14 protein-coding genes are annotated in these 16,862 nt (G+C 20.4%); 6 read left to right on the top strand and 8 right to left on the bottom strand.

All coding sequences use genetic code 11. The annotated features are described in order from the left end of the window. Nucleotides 1–56: 56 nt before the first annotated feature. The 3 genes from rpsO (at nt 57) to RJD23_RS01255 (ending at nt 4,619) form a co-directional block, all read left to right on the top strand. Nucleotides 57–326, top strand: coding sequence for a 30S ribosomal protein S15 (gene rpsO, locus RJD23_RS01265; RefSeq protein ID WP_428994251.1), 270 nt, complete (start codon nt 57–59; stop codon nt 324–326). 146 nt (nt 327–472) lie between these two features. Then, complete coding sequence (gene pnp, locus RJD23_RS01260) at nt 473–2,557, top strand: polyribonucleotide nucleotidyltransferase (protein ID WP_343188075.1); 2,085 nt, start codon at nt 473–475, stop codon at nt 2,555–2,557. A 319-nt stretch (nt 2,558–2,876) separates the two neighbouring features. Next, on the top strand, nt 2,877–4,619 hold the full coding sequence (locus RJD23_RS01255) for a DEAD/DEAH box helicase (protein ID WP_343188074.1): 1,743 nt from the start codon (nt 2,877–2,879) through the stop codon (nt 4,617–4,619). 38 nt (nt 4,620–4,657) lie between these two features. Here RJD23_RS01255 and RJD23_RS01250 read toward each other — a convergent pair whose 3' ends face one another. Continuing rightward, nucleotides 4,658–5,032: a Rid family detoxifying hydrolase gene (locus tag RJD23_RS01250; RefSeq protein WP_343188073.1), complete on the bottom strand. Its 375-nt coding sequence runs from the start codon at nt 5,030–5,032 to the stop codon at nt 4,658–4,660. Between the two features lie 27 nt (nt 5,033–5,059). Continuing rightward, entirely contained in the window at nt 5,060–6,088 is a 1,029-nt protein-coding gene (gene argF, locus RJD23_RS01245; RefSeq protein ID WP_343188072.1) for an ornithine carbamoyltransferase, read from the bottom strand. Between the two features lie 180 nt (nt 6,089–6,268). Between argF and RJD23_RS01240 the strand changes: the two genes are divergently transcribed. From RJD23_RS01240 to asnS, 3 genes are all read left to right on the top strand, one after another. Beyond that, nucleotides 6,269–7,795 carry a leucyl aminopeptidase gene (locus RJD23_RS01240; RefSeq protein ID WP_343188071.1) on the top strand — a complete coding sequence of 509 codons (1,527 nt, stop codon included), beginning with the start codon at nt 6,269–6,271 and terminating at the stop codon, nt 7,793–7,795. A 24-nt stretch (nt 7,796–7,819) separates the two neighbouring features. Then, nucleotides 7,820–10,654: a valine--tRNA ligase gene (locus tag RJD23_RS01235; protein WP_343188070.1), complete on the top strand. Its 2,835-nt coding sequence runs from the start codon at nt 7,820–7,822 to the stop codon at nt 10,652–10,654. A gap of 165 nt (nt 10,655–10,819) precedes the next feature. Continuing rightward, on the top strand, nt 10,820–12,181 hold the full coding sequence (gene asnS, locus RJD23_RS01230) for an asparagine--tRNA ligase (protein WP_343188069.1): 1,362 nt from the start codon (nt 10,820–10,822) through the stop codon (nt 12,179–12,181). Between the two features lie 42 nt (nt 12,182–12,223). Here asnS and RJD23_RS01225 read toward each other — a convergent pair whose 3' ends face one another. The 6 genes from RJD23_RS01225 to RJD23_RS01200 all read right to left on the bottom strand — a co-directional run bounded on the left by RJD23_RS01225 (nt 12,224) and on the right by RJD23_RS01200 (nt 16,845). Further along, nucleotides 12,224–12,568 carry an HIT domain-containing protein gene (locus RJD23_RS01225; protein ID WP_343188068.1) on the bottom strand — a complete coding sequence of 115 codons (345 nt, stop codon included), beginning with the start codon at nt 12,566–12,568 and terminating at the stop codon, nt 12,224–12,226. A 96-nt stretch (nt 12,569–12,664) separates the two neighbouring features. Next, nucleotides 12,665–14,098 (bottom strand): PTS glucose transporter subunit IIBC, encoded by a 1,434-nt coding sequence (gene ptsG / locus RJD23_RS01220; RefSeq protein WP_343188067.1) that lies wholly within the window; start codon nt 14,096–14,098, stop codon nt 12,665–12,667. Nucleotides 14,099–14,184: 86 nt separating this feature from the next. Then, on the bottom strand, nt 14,185–14,970 hold the full coding sequence (locus tag RJD23_RS01215; RefSeq protein ID WP_343188066.1) for a TatD family hydrolase: 786 nt from the start codon (nt 14,968–14,970) through the stop codon (nt 14,185–14,187). A gap of 4 nt (nt 14,971–14,974) precedes the next feature. Further along, nucleotides 14,975–15,979 (bottom strand): DNA polymerase III subunit delta' C-terminal domain-containing protein, encoded by a 1,005-nt coding sequence (locus RJD23_RS01210; protein ID WP_343188065.1) that lies wholly within the window; start codon nt 15,977–15,979, stop codon nt 14,975–14,977. After that, nucleotides 15,969–16,619, bottom strand: coding sequence for a dTMP kinase (gene tmk / locus RJD23_RS01205; protein WP_343188064.1), 651 nt, complete (start codon nt 16,617–16,619; stop codon nt 15,969–15,971). The genes RJD23_RS01210 and tmk overlap by 11 nt, the downstream gene beginning before the upstream one ends. Beyond that, complete coding sequence (locus RJD23_RS01200; RefSeq protein WP_343188063.1) at nt 16,606–16,845, bottom strand: hypothetical protein; 240 nt, start codon at nt 16,843–16,845, stop codon at nt 16,606–16,608. Before RJD23_RS01200 ends, tmk begins: the two co-directional genes overlap by 14 nt. Nucleotides 16,846–16,862: the final 17 nt, after the last annotated feature.

The following is a 16,862-nucleotide window of genomic DNA, read 5'->3' as shown; positions in this document are numbered from 1 at the left end:
GAATTAATTTTTATTAAAATTTTTAATTTTACAATATAAAAAATTTTATGGAGTTTTTGATGGTTGCAAAAAATGAAACAGAAAAAATATTATTACAGTTTGGTAATGATATAAAAAATAGTGGAAAAACAGAAGTGCAAATAGCTTTAATAACATTTAGAATAAAAAATTTAAAAAATCATTTTGTTGTAAATAAAAAGGATCATAGTAGTAAAAGAGGATTGTTATGTATGGTTTCTAAAAGACGCAAGTTATTAAATTATCTTAAAAAAAAATCTTTAGTTAGATATATTAATGTTATAAAAAAACTTTCTATTAGAAGATAATTTTATAACATATAAATAATTTATTGGGGCTGTAAAAAGCCCTTAAAATATAATTTTATTATTATTTTGTTTTTTAAACAATTATGTATAAAATTTTAATTTGTATATAACAATAATTTTAATAATTATATATTAAGGAAATTTTAGTGCAAAATTTTATAAAGAGTACATTTAAATATGGTAATAATATAATTACCTTAGAAACGGGAATTATAGCAAAACAAGCTACTTCATCAGTTTTGATTAATATGGACGATACAGTAGTTTTAGTTACAGTAGTATTTAAAAAAGAAGTTGAAGAAGAAAATGATTTTTTTTCTTTGACTGTTAATTATCAAGAAAGAACATACGCTGCTGGTAGAATACCAGGAGGATTTTTTAGAAGAGAAGGAAGACCTAGTGAGAATGAAATATTAATTGCGAGATTGATAGATAGACCTATTAGACCTTTATTCCCTGTTGGTTTATTAAATGAAGTTCAAATTGTGGCTACTGTGGTTTCTGTAAATCCTCAGGTAAATCCAGATATTGTTGCTATTATAGGAGCTTCATCTGCTTTAAGCATTTCAGGAATTCCATTCTATGGTCCTATAGGAGTTTCTAGAGTTGGTTTTATAGATGATAATTATATTTTAAATCCTACTATAAAAGATATGAAATCTAGTAAATTAGATTTAATAGTTTCAGGGACTAAGAACGCTATTTTAATGATAGAAGCTGAAGCTAATATATTAAATGAAAGTGAAATTTTAAAAGCAATTTATTTTGGTTACAAAAAACAAAAAAAATTAATTAAAAATATTTTATTGTTCTCTGAAAAAGTTTTAAAACCTAATATATTTTGCAATATTTTGTCTGTAAATAAAAAATTATTTAAAAAAGTTGACAATCTAGTTAGAAAAAAAATAATAAAATCTTATTATAAATATTTAAAACAAGAAAGAATAGAAAGCATAAAAATTATAAAAGATGAAATAACAAAATTATTTGTTGGAAAAAAATATAATTCTAATACTTTAGAAATAGATAATATAATAAAAACTATAGAAAGAAATGTGTTTAGAGATATTGTTTTAAAAGATTTTAATAGAATTGATAAGAGAAATTTTAATCAAATTAGAGATATAAATATAAAAACTAGTATATTACCTAGAGTACATGGATCATCACTTTTTACACGAGGTCAAACTCAGTCTCTAGTATCAGTAACACTAGGAACAGCAAGAGATGCACAAAATTTGGATGAGCTATTAGGTGACAAAACTGACAATTTTTTATTTCATTATAATTTTCCTCCTTATTCTGTAGGCGAAATAGGTCCATCTAGTTCACCTAAAAGAAGAGAAATAGGACATGGGAGATTAGCAAAAAAAAGTTTGATTGCTTCTATGCCTAATATAGAAATGTTTCCATATACCATTAGAGTAGTTTCTGAAATTACTGAATCAAACGGTTCATCTTCTATGGCTTCAGTATGTGGAGCATCATTAGCTTTAATGGATGCGGGAGTTCCTATAAAATTTGCCATAGCAGGAATAGCGATGGGTTTAGTTAAAAAAAATAGTGAATATGTTATTTTGTCTGATATTTCTGGAGAAGAAGATCATTTAGGAGATATGGATTTTAAAATATCTGGTAGTGTAATTGGAATAACTTCTCTTCAAATGGATATTAAAATTGAAGGAGTTAATATAAAAATAATAAAAGCAGTTTTAAAAGAGGCAAGAATAGCAAGATTAAAGATATTAAAACAGATGTCTAAATATATAAATAAGCCTAGAAGAGATATATCTAAATTTGCTCCTAGAATCCATACAATAAAAATTAGTCCTGATAAAATTAAAGATGTTATAGGAAAAGGTGGATCTGTAATTAGAACTCTTACAGAAGAAACTGGAACTACAATAGAAATAGAGGATGATGGTACAGTTAAAATATCATCAGTTATAAAGGAACAAGCTAAAAATGCAATTAAAAAAATAAAGGATATTACTTCAGACATAGAAATAGGAAAAATATATTCTGGTAAAATTACTAAGATAGTAGAATTTGGAGCATTTGTTTCAATAGGATCTGGAAAAGAAGGTTTAGTTCATATATCTCAAATTTCTAATAAACATATAGATAAAGTGTCTAGTTATTTAAATGTTGATCAAATTGTGTCTGTAAAAGTATTAGAAATAGATCGTCATGGACGATTACGACTTAGTATAAAAGAAGCTAAATTTTAAATTTACTTTTTAATATTTTTTAAACATTTTATTAAATTGTATAGAACAATTAGAAAAAAATATTTTTTTAATTTTTTTTTATATCATGTTAATAATAACAAATTTTATGTTTGACATTATTATTTATTATTTAAACGTTTTTTTAAACAATATTTTAAATTATTAAATAGATTTGCCTATGTAAATTATGTATGCTATTTTGTTATTTTAGTTTAAATATTTTTATTTATTGTCTTTTTAAACAAATAAAAATTAAAATTTAAAATTGTTACTTAATAAAATAAATGATATTTGTAAATTAAGAGGCATATACAATTGCATGACTCATAATAAATTTACATTTTCTTCTTTAGGTTTAAAAGATGTTTTAATAAAATCATTAAATGAAATAAAATATATAACGCCTTCTCCAATACAAAAACTATGTATACCGTTTTTATTAAAAGGTGTGGATGTGTTAGGTATGGCTCAAACTGGTAGTGGTAAAACAGCAGCTTTTGCTTTACCGTTATTAAACAATATTAATTTAAATTTACAAATGCCTCAAATTTTGGTTTTAACACCAACTAGAGAGCTAGCAATACAAGTTTCTAAATCTTTTTCTATATTTGCTAAATATATAAGAGGAATAAATATTTTAGCATTATATGGAGGTCAAAGATATGAATTACAACTTAAAGTGTTAAAATTAGGGCCACAGATTGTAGTAGGCACTCCTGGTAGATTATTAGATCATCTTAAAAGAAAAACATTAAATCTTTCTAAATTAAAAAGTTTAGTTCTAGATGAAGCGGATGAAATGTTAAGAATGGGTTTTATTGAAGATGTAAAAAATATAATGTCTAATGTTCCTAAAGAACATCAAACTGCATTATTTTCTGCTACTATGCCTAATGTTATAAGAAAAATATCAAGAAGATTTATGAAGTTTCCTAAAGAAATAAAAATAGAGTCTAATTTACGAAATAGGCCAAATATTAAACAAAAATTTTGGATGGTATATGGCAAAAAAACTGATGCTCTAATAAAATTTTTAGAAACAGAAAAATTTTCTGCTACAATAATATTTGTTAAAACAAAAAATGCTACTTTAGAGGTTTCAGAAGCTTTAGAAAAACATGGTTATAATAGTTCTGCATTAAATGGAGATATGAATCAATCTGTAAGAGAAAAAACTTTAGAAAAATTAAAAGATGGTAGATTAGATATTTTAATAGCTACAGATGTTGCTGCTAGAGGATTAGATGTAGATAGAATTAGTTTAGTAATTAATTATGATATTCCTATGGATGTGGAATCTTATATACATAGAATTGGTAGAACTGGTAGAGCTGGACGTTCTGGAAATGCTTTATTATTTGTAGAACCTAGAGAAAGAAGATTATTATATAATATAGAAAAAATTATAAAAACAAAAATAGTAAAAATAGATCTTCCTAAAACAGAATTATTAGTAAAAAACAGGTTAAAAAATTTTTGTAAAAAGATAAAAGAAGAATTAAAAAGTAAAGATTTAGATGTATATAAAAAAATATTAAAAAAAATAGATATAGGCAAAAAAGTTAGTTTAGAAGTTTTATCTTCAGTATTTTTAAAAATGGCTCAAAAAGATAGACCTTTGATAGTACAAGATAATTTTGAAAAAAAAAATCGTGAAATAAACAATAATTTTAAAGAAAATTTTACATATAATAATAAATTATATAAAAATAATAAAAAAAAATTTTTAGATATGAATTCTTATAGAATAAATGTTGGAAAAAAAGATAGAGCTGAAGTAAGACATATTGTGGGAGCTATAGCAAATGAAGGAAATATAAATAGTAAAGATATCGGACATATAAAACTTTTTGATTTTTATTCTATAGTAGAAATATCTAAAAAGGTTGCTAATAGTATAAATTTAGTTAACACTTTTAAAAATACCAGAATTCTTAACAAATTAATAAACATAAGATTTATTTCTGGTGTTAATAATAGATTTAACAGTAATCGTATTAAAAAAAAAATTAAAAGAAATAATTTTAATTATAAATTTAATAATAGAAGAAAAAATAATTAATTTTTTTAAACATTATGCCACTAATTATGTGGCATATTTTATTTTATTACTATTGCATCTATTTCTATGTTTACATTTTTAGGTAATTTTGAAACTTCTACACATGTTCTAGCTGGAAATTTTTTTGTATATTTTTTAAAAAAATTTTTATATATTTTATTTATTTTTTTTATATCATTTAAGTTTGTAGTAAAAATTGTTATTTTTGCAATATTTTTTATTTTTAAGTTGTTTTCTTTTATTATATTTTTTATATTTTTTAATACAACTTTTGTTTGTTCAGATATTTTTTTAGGAATACTGTTATTTTTTATGTTTATAGGAATTTGTCCTGATATCATTGTTATATTTTTTATTTTGTATATTATACTATATGGTCCTATTGCTTCTGGTATTTTTCTTAATTTTTTCATAATTATTATTTATTTACAAAGTTATTTTTAAATTTTTATTTTTATATTTTTTTTAAGACTTAAAATCATTAATGCTTTTATTATATGCATTTTATTTTCTGATTGTTTAAAAACTAAACTATTTTTTGATTTAAATACTTTATCTGTTATTTCTAATCCATTTTTTATATTATATTTTCTAAAAATATTTTTAGATAATTTTGTTTTATTATCGTGTATGGCTGGTAAACAATGTAAAATTTTTACTTTTTTGTTATTTGTCATTTTTAATGTTTTTGAATTTATTTTATATTTTTTTAATAATTTTATTTTGTTTATCCAATTTTTTTTGTTTTCATTCATAGATACCCAGGAATCTGTATATATAAAATCTACATTTTCTAATCCTTCATCTAAATTTTCTGTACAAAGTATTTTTATATGTTTTTTATTGGTTTTTTTTAAACATGAATTAATTTTTTTATAATTAGGTAAAAATTTTTTATTAGATATCATATTTATATTAATGCCTAAAATATAAGATGCTTCTAAAAGTGTATTTGCTATGTTGTTTTTACAATCTCCTACATATGCAACTTTTATTTCAGAAAACTTTTTATTTTTTTTAGAATTTTCTTTTATAGTTAGTAAATCAGATAATATTTGGGTAGGATGAAATTTATCAGTTAAACCATTCCAAACAGGAATTTTAGAATATTTTTTTATTTCTTCTATTGTTGCATGTTTTGGTCCTCTATATTGTATAGCATCATACATATTGTTAAAAATTTTTATAGTATCTTCTATAGATTCTTTTACTCCTATATGGGAATCTCTAACATTTAAATAAGTTATATTAGCTTTTTGATCATATGCAGCTACTTCAAACGCACATCTAGTTCTAGTTGAATTTAATTCAAATATTAATATTATTTTTTTTTTTTTTAAAAATGGTTTTTCTTTTTTATATTTTTTTTTTTTTTTTAGTTTATAAGCTAATTTAATTATATTATTTATTTCATTCTTGTTTATGTCTGAAAGAGATAATAAACTTTTTTTATATAAAGAGTTTTCCATATTGTATTTTTAAAAATAAATTATAATATTTTAATTATAAGTTTTTATTAACATAAATACAAATATTTTGTTTTATTTTCGTAGTTTTATTTTTTTAGTATATTATTTTAGTTTTTTATTAAATTATATTATTTTTAATGTTATATTATTAAAAAATAATTATGTGTTTTTTATAAATTTATGAAATTTATTTTAGAAAATTATAATTCAGAAGACAATTTATATGATTGTTTAATTTTAGGTTTTTTTAAAAATAATTTAAATTCTTCTTATGAAATTGAAAATGATGTTTTATTAAAAAAAAAATTAAAAAAAAAAATTATTGAAGAAAAATTTGTTAATAAGATAGGAAACATTTTATTTATAAATAGTGATAAAAGTTTTAAATATAAAAATATAATAATAGTAGGTTGTGGAAACAAAAAATTCTTAAGTGATAGAAAATATGTAAAAATAATTAAAAAAGTATTTTTGTTAATACAAAAACATTGTTACATAAAAAATGTTTTACTTTATTTAATGAAATTTAATATTAAAGAAAGAGATTTATATTGGAAAATAAGAATTTTAATCAAGACTATATCAGAAATATATTATTGTTTTAATAAATTTAAAAGCAAAAAAGTTAAGAATAAATTAGTTAAAAATATATTTATAAAAATTTTTAATCAAAATGAATTTAATATAGGAAGTCAGGCTATTTATCATGGAAAAAATATTTCTTTAGGAGTTAAAATTTCTAAAGACATTTCTAATATGCCTCCTAACATTTGTACTCCAAAATATTTTGCCAAAAAAGCTAAAAGTTTAGAAAATAAATTTAGAAAAAAAGTTCATGTGGAAATTTTTGACTCTAAAGATATAAAAAAATTAGGTATGAATGCTTATTATAACGTAGGATTAGGATCTAACAATAAATCTTTTATGTCAATTATACATTATAATGGCGCTAAAGAAAAAAATGAAAAACCTATAGTTTTAATAGGTAAAGGAGTTACATTTGATACTGGAGGTATTTGTTTAAAAAATTCTTTAGATATGTATGAAATGAAATATGACATGTCTGGAGCTGCATCAGTATTTGGAGCTATATTTTCCGCAATTAAACTTAATTTAAATTTAAATATAATAGCTATTTTAGCTTGTTCAGAAAATATTATTGGTAATAAATCATTTTTACCTGGTTATGTAATTAAAACTTTTTCAGGTAAAACTGTAGAAATATTAGACACTGATGCTGAAGGAAGATTAATATTGTGTGATGTTTTATCATATTGCAAAAAATTTAATCCTAAAATAATTATAGATGTTGCTACTTTAACAGGAGATTGTATTACTTCTTTAGGTAATTTAGCGACTGGTGCATTTTCTAACAATAATGAATTAATTTATGATTTTAATGAATCAGGTAAAGATGTAATGGATATTATATGGAATTTACCTATTTTTGAAGAATATAAAAAATATTTAAAATCTAATATAGCAGATTTGTCAAATTTTAGTAAAAATAGTGCTGGAGCCATTACTGCTGCGGTTTTTTTATCTTGTTTTGTAGACAAAAGAATACCATGGATTCATTTAGACATTGCAGGTACTGCTACTTTAAAAGTTAGACATGGATATGTTTCTTCAGGAAGACCTGTAGATTTATTATCACAATTTTTATTAAAAAACTCTTTAATAGATACAATATATAATAATTCTTAACAAATTTTATTTAAGTATAAATATATGAAAAAAATATATAATCCTAAAGAAATAGAAAAAAAGTTATACAAGTTTTGGGAAAAAAATAAGTTTTTTAAATATAAAAAAAATGTTTTTAAAAAAAATTTTTGTATTATAATGCCTCCCCCTAATATAACTGGTAATTTACATATGGGGCATGCTTTTCAACATACTATTATGGATATTTTAATAAGATATAACAAAATGAATGGAAAAAATACTTTATGGCAACCAGGTATAGATCATGCAGGAATAGCAACACAAATATTAGTAGAAAAATATATAAATTCTAAAATGGGTTTAAGTAAAAATAATATTACCAAAGAGAACTTTTTAAATATTATGTGGAAATGGAAAAAAAAAATGTCTAATAATATTTGTTCTCAAATAAGAAGATTAGGAAGTTCTGTAGATTGGAGTAGAAATTATTTTACATTAGATAAAAAAATTTCAAAATCTGTTAGATTTGCATTTATATCATTGTTTAATAAAAAACTAATATATAGAAAAAAAACTTTAGTAAATTGGGATTTTAAATGTCAAAGTGTTATATCAGATATTGAAATAGAAAACAAATTTTATAAAGGATTTATGTGGCATATAAAATATTATTTTTTTAACAAAAATAATTTAAATAATAAAAAATACATAGTAGTAGCTACTACTAGACCTGAAACTATATTAGGAGATGTTGCAATTGCTGTAAATCCAAATGATTCTAGATATAAACTTTTTATAGGTAAAAGAGTTGTAGTTCCAATAGTTAATAGAATTATACCAATAGTTTCAGATATAAATATAAAAATAAATAAAGGAACTGGTTGTGTAAAAATTACTCCAGCTCATGATTTTAATGATTATAAAATTGCTATATCTAATAAATTACCTTTAATAAATATTTTTACTAAAGATGGTAAAATATATAAAAAATTAAAAATTTATATAAATAAACATAAATATGAAGAACTGTCGCCAAAATTTTTACATGATTTAGATAAAATTAAAGCTAGAAAAAAAATTTTAGATTTTTTAAAAAAAAATAATTTATTGAATGGAATAGAAAAAATTAAAATAAAAATTCCTATAGGAGATAGAACTGGATCAATAATAGAACCTAGAATAACAAATCAATGGTATTTAAAAGTAAAAAAAATTTCTATAAAAGCATTAAATTTAGTGCAAAATGATAAAATTATTTTTATTCCTGATAAATATAAAAAATTATATTCATCTTGGATGAATAATTTAAATGATTGGTGCATATCTAGACAATTATGGTGGGGGCATAGAATTCCTGTTTGGTATGATAATAGTAATAAAATTTATGTTGGAAATAATGAAAATGAAGTTAGAAAAAAATATTTTTTGTCAAAAAGTTTTTTTTTAAAAAAAGAATCTGATGTTTTAGATACTTGGTTTTCATCAGCAATTTGGTCTTTTTCATCTTTAGGATGGCCTCATAAAAATAATATATTGAAAATGTTTCATCCTACTAATGTTTTGGTTAGTGGTTTTGATATTATATTTTTTTGGATAGCTAGAATGATTATGCTAACTTCAGAATTGTTGGAAGGAAATAAAAATTTTCCTATACAAATACCTTTTAAAAAAGTTTACATAACTGGATTAATTAGAGATGAGATTGGTAATAAAATGTCTAAATCTAAAGGTAATGTAATAGATCCAATTGATATAATTGATGGAATAACTTTACAAAAATTGCTTAAAAAAAGAACTAGTAATATGTTTAAGGAAAATATTAAGCATAAGATTATATATAGAACAAAAAAATCTTTTCCAAATGGAATAAATTCTTATGGAACTGATGCTCTTAGATTTACTTTAGCATCATTATCTTCTCCTACTAAAAATATTAATTGGGACATGAATAGGTTAAAAGGGTATAGAAGTTTTTGTAATAAAATATGGAACATTGGTGTTTTTATATTTTTAAATGTTTCTAAGAAAGAAATAGAAAAAATTAAATCTTTCAAAATAATTGGTATTGTAAACAAATGGATATTTTCTAAATATAATATTATGATAAAAGAATACAATATTTGTATAAACAATTTTAGATTTGATAAAGCATCTAATATTTTATATAATTTTATTTGGAATGATTTTTGTAATTGGTATTTAGAATTTTTAAAAGTGTTATTTAAACATTTATCTAAAAAAGAATTATGTTTCTATAAGTATAATTTAGTAAAAATTTTTGAACATTTATTAATATTATCTCATCCAATAATTCCTTTTATAACTGAATCAATATGGCAAAAAATAAACATTTTTTTAAAAAAAAACTCAATTAGTATTTTATTACAAAGATTTCCTAAATATAAAAAAAAGTTTATAAATTCAGAAAAATTAAAAGATATGGATATACTGCAAAAATTTTTAGTAAAATTTAGGTATATAAGAAATAAATTTAAAATTAAATTTTCAAAAAAAATTTCTGTAGCTTTAAAAATTAATAATAAAATTTTAAAAAAAATTTATACTTCAAATTTGAATTTTTTAAAAAATGTTGCAAATTTAAAAGATATAATTATAGTAAATAAAACAAATAAATTTAAAAAATTTATTATTGAATTTTTAGATGAAATAGAAATTGTATTATTTATAAAAAAAGATAATAAAAATTTTTTGTGTATAAAAGAACTAATATATAAAATTAACAAAATAAATTATGAAATAAATAAATTAAAAAATAAATTGTTTAATAAAAATTTTATCAAAAGGGCTCCAAAAAATATAATAATTTTTGAAAACAAAAAAATATTTTTTTTAAAAAAAAGTAAAGAAAATATTATAAAGAAAATAAAAAATATATAACTTTTTTAAAATTTTTATTTTTTGTGTTTTAATTAAATTTTTTTAAAAAATTATTTTAAAATTTCAAAATAAAATTTTTAAATTAATATTTAAAAAATATATTAATATATATATTTTTGAGCATATTAATGCTATTAAATTTTTAAATAATATTAAAGGTATTTTATGAATGTTTTTTCTATAAAAGATATATATTCTAATAAAGTAAAAATAAATAGTATAATAAATATATTTGGATGGATAAAAAGTAAAAGAGATTCTAAAATAGGAATATCTTTTATAGATATTTTTGATGGATCTTGTATACATAATTTACAAATTATTGCTAAATCAAATTTAAAAAATTATTATTTAGAAATAATTAAATTAAATAGTGGTTGTTCGGTTCATGTTAATGGTATTTTAATACTTTCTAAAAAAGGAAATCAAAAATATGAATTATTGTTAAAAAAGATAAAAGTTTTTGGAATTATAAAAGATCCTGATACATATCCTATATCATTAAAAAAGCATACTTTTGAATATTTAAGAAGCTTTGCACATTTAAGACCTAGAACAAAATTTTTTAATTCAATATCTAGAATTAGAAATAGTTTATTTCATGGATTAAATAACTTTTTAATTAAAAATGATTTTTTTTGGGTTCCTACTCCAATAATTACAGGTTTAAATACTGAAGGTTCTGGATCTATGTTTAATGTTTGTATAAAAAATGATAACTATATTTGTAAAAAAAATAATAGTTTTTCGAATGCATTTTTAACTGTTTCAGGCCAATTGACTTTAGAAACTTATTCTTCAGCATTATCAAAAGTATATACTTTTGGACCTATTTTCAGAGCAGAAAATTCTAATACAACAAGACATTTATCTGAATTTTGGATGTTAGAAGTTGAAGCATCTTTTTTAAATTTAAAAAAAATAATATCTATTGCTAAATTTATTTTAAGACATTCTATAAAATATGTTATAAAAAAATGTGCATTAGATATAGAATTTTTAGAAAAATATTTGAACAAAAATATTTTTTATAATTTAGATAATATATTAGAATTAAGTTTTATTGAAATAGAATATAAAGACGCAATAAAAATATTAAATAGAAATAAAAAAAACATTTGTTTTGGACAAGATATTTCTTCTGATCAAGAAAAATATATTGTAAATAAATATTTTAATAAACCTGTTATAATAAAGAATTTTCCTAAAAAATTAAAAGCTTTTTATATGAGAAATAATGATGATGATGTCACTGTTGCTTCAATGGATGTGTTTTTACCAGGTATTGGTGAAGTTATAGGTGGGTCTCAAAGAGAAGAAAGATTACATATATTAGATAAAAAATTTAATGAATTTGGTTTAAGTAAGAGAAAATATTGGTGGTATAGAGATTTAAGAAAATATGGAACAGTGCTTCATTCAGGATTTGGGATAGGGTTTGAAAGATTATTATGCTATATAACTGGATTAGAAAATATTAAAGATGCTTCTCCATTTCCTAGAACTATGAATAAATTTAGTTTTTGACTTTATATTATTATTTTCATGAACAATTTTTACTATTTATCTCTAACAAAAGTTTCTTAATTTTTTCCCTGCTAACATATGTATATGTAGATGAGGTACTATTTGTCCTCCATTTTTATTACAATTAATTACTAATCTATATCCGTCTTCTGCAAATTTCATTTTTTTTGCAATTCTTACTGATTTATATATCATATATCCGATGATATTTTTATTATTTTTATTTATTTTATTTATTGATTTTATTTTTTGGTTGGGAACAATCAATATGTGTATTGGGGATTTAGGGTTTATATCTTCAAACATAGTGATTTTTTTATCTTGATATATAATTTTAGATGGAATTTTTTTTTTAATTATTTTATTAAAAATATTTTTGTTGTTCATTTTTCCTCCATTTTAAATTTATAAATATATTTATAAATTTAGATATTTATGGGTGAGATAATATGCTCACCCTATTTTTTTATCATTAGAAAAAAATTATTTTTTTGTTTTTTTTAAATATTCATCTATTTCAGTTTTTATATTGTCTGATTTAGTTCCAAAAATCGCTTGTATTCCTGATCCAGATATAATTACTGCTGATGCTCCTAAACTTTTTATTTTTTTTGTTTGAACTTTAGACATATCTATTACTGTAATTCTTAATCTTGTTATGCATGCATCTAAATTTAAAATATTTTTTTTACCTCCTAATGATTTTACTATTTTATTTGCAATGTTTGTGTTTTTAATAACATAAAAATTTTTTTTTTCTCTTCCAGGAGTATTTAAATTAAAAACTTTTATTAAAAAATAAAAGATTAAATAATATATTATTCCATATAGTATTCCTATTATAGGAAATAACATTATATTATTTCCATGTCCGCTTAATATCATAAAATCTATTATTCCATGCGAAAAACTAGCTCCTGCTCTCATGTTTAATAAAATACATATTGGAAATGATAAACCAGCTAAAATAGAGTGTATTATATATAAAATAGGTGCTGTCATCATAAATGCAAATTCAATAGGTTCTGTAATTCCAGTAATAAAAGAAGTTAATGAAGCAGAAATCATTAGTCCTCCAATTTTTTTTCTATTATTACTTTTTGCGCAATGCCAAATTGCTAGTGCCGCTCCTGGCAAACCATACATTTTAAACAAAAATCCTCCAGATAATTTTCCAGCTGTAGGATCTCCAGCCATATATCTAGCTATGTCTCCATGGAAAATTTGTCCTATATTGTTTATATATTCTCCGACTTGCATTTGAAATGGAACATTCCATATATGATGAAGTCCTAATGGAATAAGAGCTCTTTCTAAAGATCCATATATAAAAAATGCTAAGATAGGATTTTGATATGCCGCCCATTCAGAAAAATTTTGAATTAATTTTCCTATTGGGGGCCATATTAATGATAAAAAAATTCCTAATATAATAGAAGACAATCCTGATATTATAGGAACAAATCTTTTACCTGTAAAGAATCCTAAATATTCTGGTAGTTTAATTTTATAAAATGTATTGAACATATATGATGACATAGCACCAGACAATATTCCACCGAGAATTCCTGTATCAATTAAGTGTGTTTGTTTTAATGTAGTACCTGAAAAGTTAGAAAACACTGGTAATGTTGTAGAAAAAGTTTTAGACATTATTTCATATGAAATTACAGACGCTAAGGCTGCAACTCCGTCATTTTTCGTAAATCCTAATGATATTCCAATAGCAAATATTAAAGGCATATTATGAAAAATTGAACTTCCAGATTCTATCATTATATTAGAAATTAATTTTGGTATTGTTTCGAAATGAGCAGAACCTATTCCTAATAATATTCCAGCTATTGGAAGTACTGATACAGGAAGCATTAATGATTTACCTGTTTTTTGCAAATTAGCAAAAATATTTTTAAACATATTTTTAACTCTATTTTATTTTGTATTTTATAAAACTATAATATTATAGTTTAGTTTGTATTATCAAAATTTTTATTTTATAAATGTTATTTTATTTTTACTTTAAATAATTTTTGAAAATTTTTTCTTATAATATTTGACATTTTAACTAATTTAATTTTTTTAATTTCAGATATTTTTTTTGCTATATAATATAAGTTACATGGTTCATTTTCTTTTCCTCTTTTAGGTTCTGGAGTGAGATATGGAGAATCAGTTTCTATAAGAAGTTTTTCCAAAGGTATGTATTCTATTATTTTTCTTAATTTTTCTGCATTTTTAAATGTTATTATACCAGATATTGATATATAAAAATTTAAATCTAATATTTTTTTTATATACTTTATGTTAGTTTCATTAAAAGAATGTATAACTCCACTATTTTTTTTTATTTTTTTTTTTTTTAAAATTTTTATTGTATCTTTTATAGAATTTCTAGTATGTACTATTATTGGTTTTTGTAGTTTCTCGCTTATTTTAATTTGTTTTAAAAACATTTGTTTTTGTTTTTTTTTTTTTACTACATTTTTATTAGAATAGTCTAATCCAATTTCTCCTACTGCAATTACATTTTTATTCTTAAATTTTTTTATTATTTCTTTTGTTTTTATATTTTTTTGATAATAAAAAGGATGTATTCCACAAGCATAAAATATATTTTTTCTGTTTCCTATAAATTTTGTCATTGCTTCAAAATTCTTTATTGATGTGGAAACATTTAAAATATATTTTACATATTTTTTTTCAGACTTATATAATATTTCATCTAAACTTTTTTTTATTTTTTTATAATTCAATCTATCTAAATGACAATGTGAATCTATTAGTATCATATTTTTATATTTCTGGTAATAAAGGATTGTTAATATTATTTTTTAATATTTGATTCCATTTTAAAATTTGTTCTAATATTATTAAATCATAATTTATTCCATTTATTTCTTTTATATTTTTTTCAAATTGCATCCAAGATTTTATACTATTGTATATATTTTTATTTTTTAAATTTTTTGATATAAACTTGATTAATTTTTTTTGGTCTGTATTAGTTATATGACTAAAAATTTTTTTTTTATATTTAATTGTATCTAAAAATATTGTATATATTAAATATATTAAGAATGATAATATACTTTTTTTAATTATATATATAAAACTTATAATATTTTTATTAATTAAAATTTTTAAGAAATCTTTATAAAATTGTTTTCTGATTTTTAATAAATCACTACATAATATTTTTTTTGTATACATTGGAGAATTATTACTAATTTTTAAAGCTATGTTGTATTTTTTTTTGTTTAAAATTTTATTTTCTTTTAACCAATTTATTACTATTTTTTTTTTAGGATTAAATATATTTAATATATATAATCTACTTTTTAAAGTTAATATTAAATTTTTTATTTTATATGTTTGAAGTATAAAAATAGTATTTTTAGGAGGTTCTTCAATTGTTTTAAGTAATACATTGCTTTCTAATTCTGTTAATAATTCTGCATTTTTTATACAAATTATTTTTTTATTTCCTTGATGTGGTGTATTAAATATTTTTTTTATTATTTTTCTTATTTTTACTACTCCAAGTTTTTTGTGTAATTGAAAATCATATATATCAGGATGAACACATTTTCTTATTAATATACAATTTAAACATTTATTACAAAAATTTTTTTTTATTTTTTTATCACATGAAATCCAGTATTTTATATATAATATTAATTTATGTATTCCAATATTTTCAGAAGAATTTATTAAAATAGCATGATGATTATTGTTTTTTAAAATATTAACAATTTTTTTATAATATTTTTTTAACCAAGGATATAAATTATATTTCATTTATTTTCCATTCATTTTTTAACCAAAATATAAATTTTTTTTTTATTTTTTTTTTAACTTCTTGTTTTTCTAAAGAAGCATTAATTGTAAATGTATTAGGAGCTTTTTTTATTTGTCTTAAATAGTTTTTTCTTACTTTAGTAAAAAAATTTATTCCTTTTTTTTCTATTCTATCTAGTTTTCCCCTAATACTAATTCTATTTAATCCTATTACTGGTAATACATCTAAGTATATTGTTAAATATGGATTAAAATTTTTTAATAACATTTTTGTTAATTTTTTTATCAATGTTTTATTTTTTTTTTCTGCAGCTATTTGATATGCCATTGTTGATAAGTTGTGTCTATCACATATTACCCAATAATCATTTTTTAAATATAATTTTATTTTATTTTCAATTAATTGTATTCTAGATGCATATAATAATAGTATTTCTGTTTTTTTATCTATTTTATCATCTTTTATTTCTTCTTTTATTATTTTTCTTATTTTTTCGCAAATAATTGTACCTCCTGGTTGTCTCACACATATTACTTTATTAATATTATTTTTACTTAATATTTTATATAAATAAAAACACATTTCTGATTTTCCTGATCCCTCTATTCCCTCTAAAACAATAAATTTATTTTTTTTCATGAGATATTTTGTTTATTTTTTTGAAAACTAGTTTTGTTATTTTTTTTAATGTATTTAAATTTTTTGCTTCATAATCTTCTATTTCTATATTAAATTTTTCTTCTAAAATCATTATTAATTCTATTTTTTCTAAAGAATCTATATTTATTTTTTTTTTTTTTTTAATGTCTTTAATTTTAAATTTGTTTGTTATTATTTTTTTTATTATATTAATTAATTTTTTCATTTTTTTTCTCTTCATGT

The organism is Buchnera aphidicola (Ceratoglyphina bambusae), from assembly GCF_039363085.1.
Classification (GTDB): Bacteria; Pseudomonadota; Gammaproteobacteria; order Enterobacterales; family Enterobacteriaceae; genus Buchnera_G; species Buchnera_G aphidicola_E.
The sequence above is the reverse complement of the archived record's forward strand: the minus strand, read 5'-3'. Positions and strand labels throughout refer to the sequence as shown.

Excerpts from the sequence above, each read along its gene's own strand:
- RJD23_RS01255 (WP_343188074.1), top strand. The coding sequence starts at position 2,877 with ATGACTCATAATAAATTTACATTTTCTTCTTTAGGTTTAAAAGATGTT.
- RJD23_RS01250 (WP_343188073.1), bottom strand. The coding sequence starts at position 5,032 with ATGAAAAAATTAAGAAAAATACCAGAAGCAATAGGACCATATAGTATA.
- argF (WP_343188072.1), bottom strand. The coding sequence starts at position 6,088 with ATGGAAAACTCTTTATATAAAAAAAGTTTATTATCTCTTTCAGACATA.
- RJD23_RS01240 (WP_343188071.1), top strand. The coding sequence starts at position 6,269 with ATGAAATTTATTTTAGAAAATTATAATTCAGAAGACAATTTATATGAT.
- RJD23_RS01235 (WP_343188070.1), top strand. The coding sequence starts at position 7,820 with ATGAAAAAAATATATAATCCTAAAGAAATAGAAAAAAAGTTATACAAG.
- asnS (WP_343188069.1), top strand. The coding sequence starts at position 10,820 with ATGAATGTTTTTTCTATAAAAGATATATATTCTAATAAAGTAAAAATA.
- RJD23_RS01225 (WP_343188068.1), bottom strand. The coding sequence starts at position 12,568 with ATGAACAACAAAAATATTTTTAATAAAATAATTAAAAAAAAAATTCCA.
- ptsG (WP_343188067.1), bottom strand. The coding sequence starts at position 14,098 with ATGTTTAAAAATATTTTTGCTAATTTGCAAAAAACAGGTAAATCATTA.
- RJD23_RS01215 (WP_343188066.1), bottom strand. The coding sequence starts at position 14,970 with ATGATACTAATAGATTCACATTGTCATTTAGATAGATTGAATTATAAA.
- RJD23_RS01210 (WP_343188065.1), bottom strand. The coding sequence starts at position 15,979 with ATGAAATATAATTTATATCCTTGGTTAAAAAAATATTATAAAAAAATT.
- tmk (WP_343188064.1), bottom strand. The coding sequence starts at position 16,619 with ATGAAAAAAAATAAATTTATTGTTTTAGAGGGAATAGAGGGATCAGGA.
- RJD23_RS01200 (WP_343188063.1), bottom strand. The coding sequence starts at position 16,845 with ATGAAAAAATTAATTAATATAATAAAAAAAATAATAACAAACAAATTT.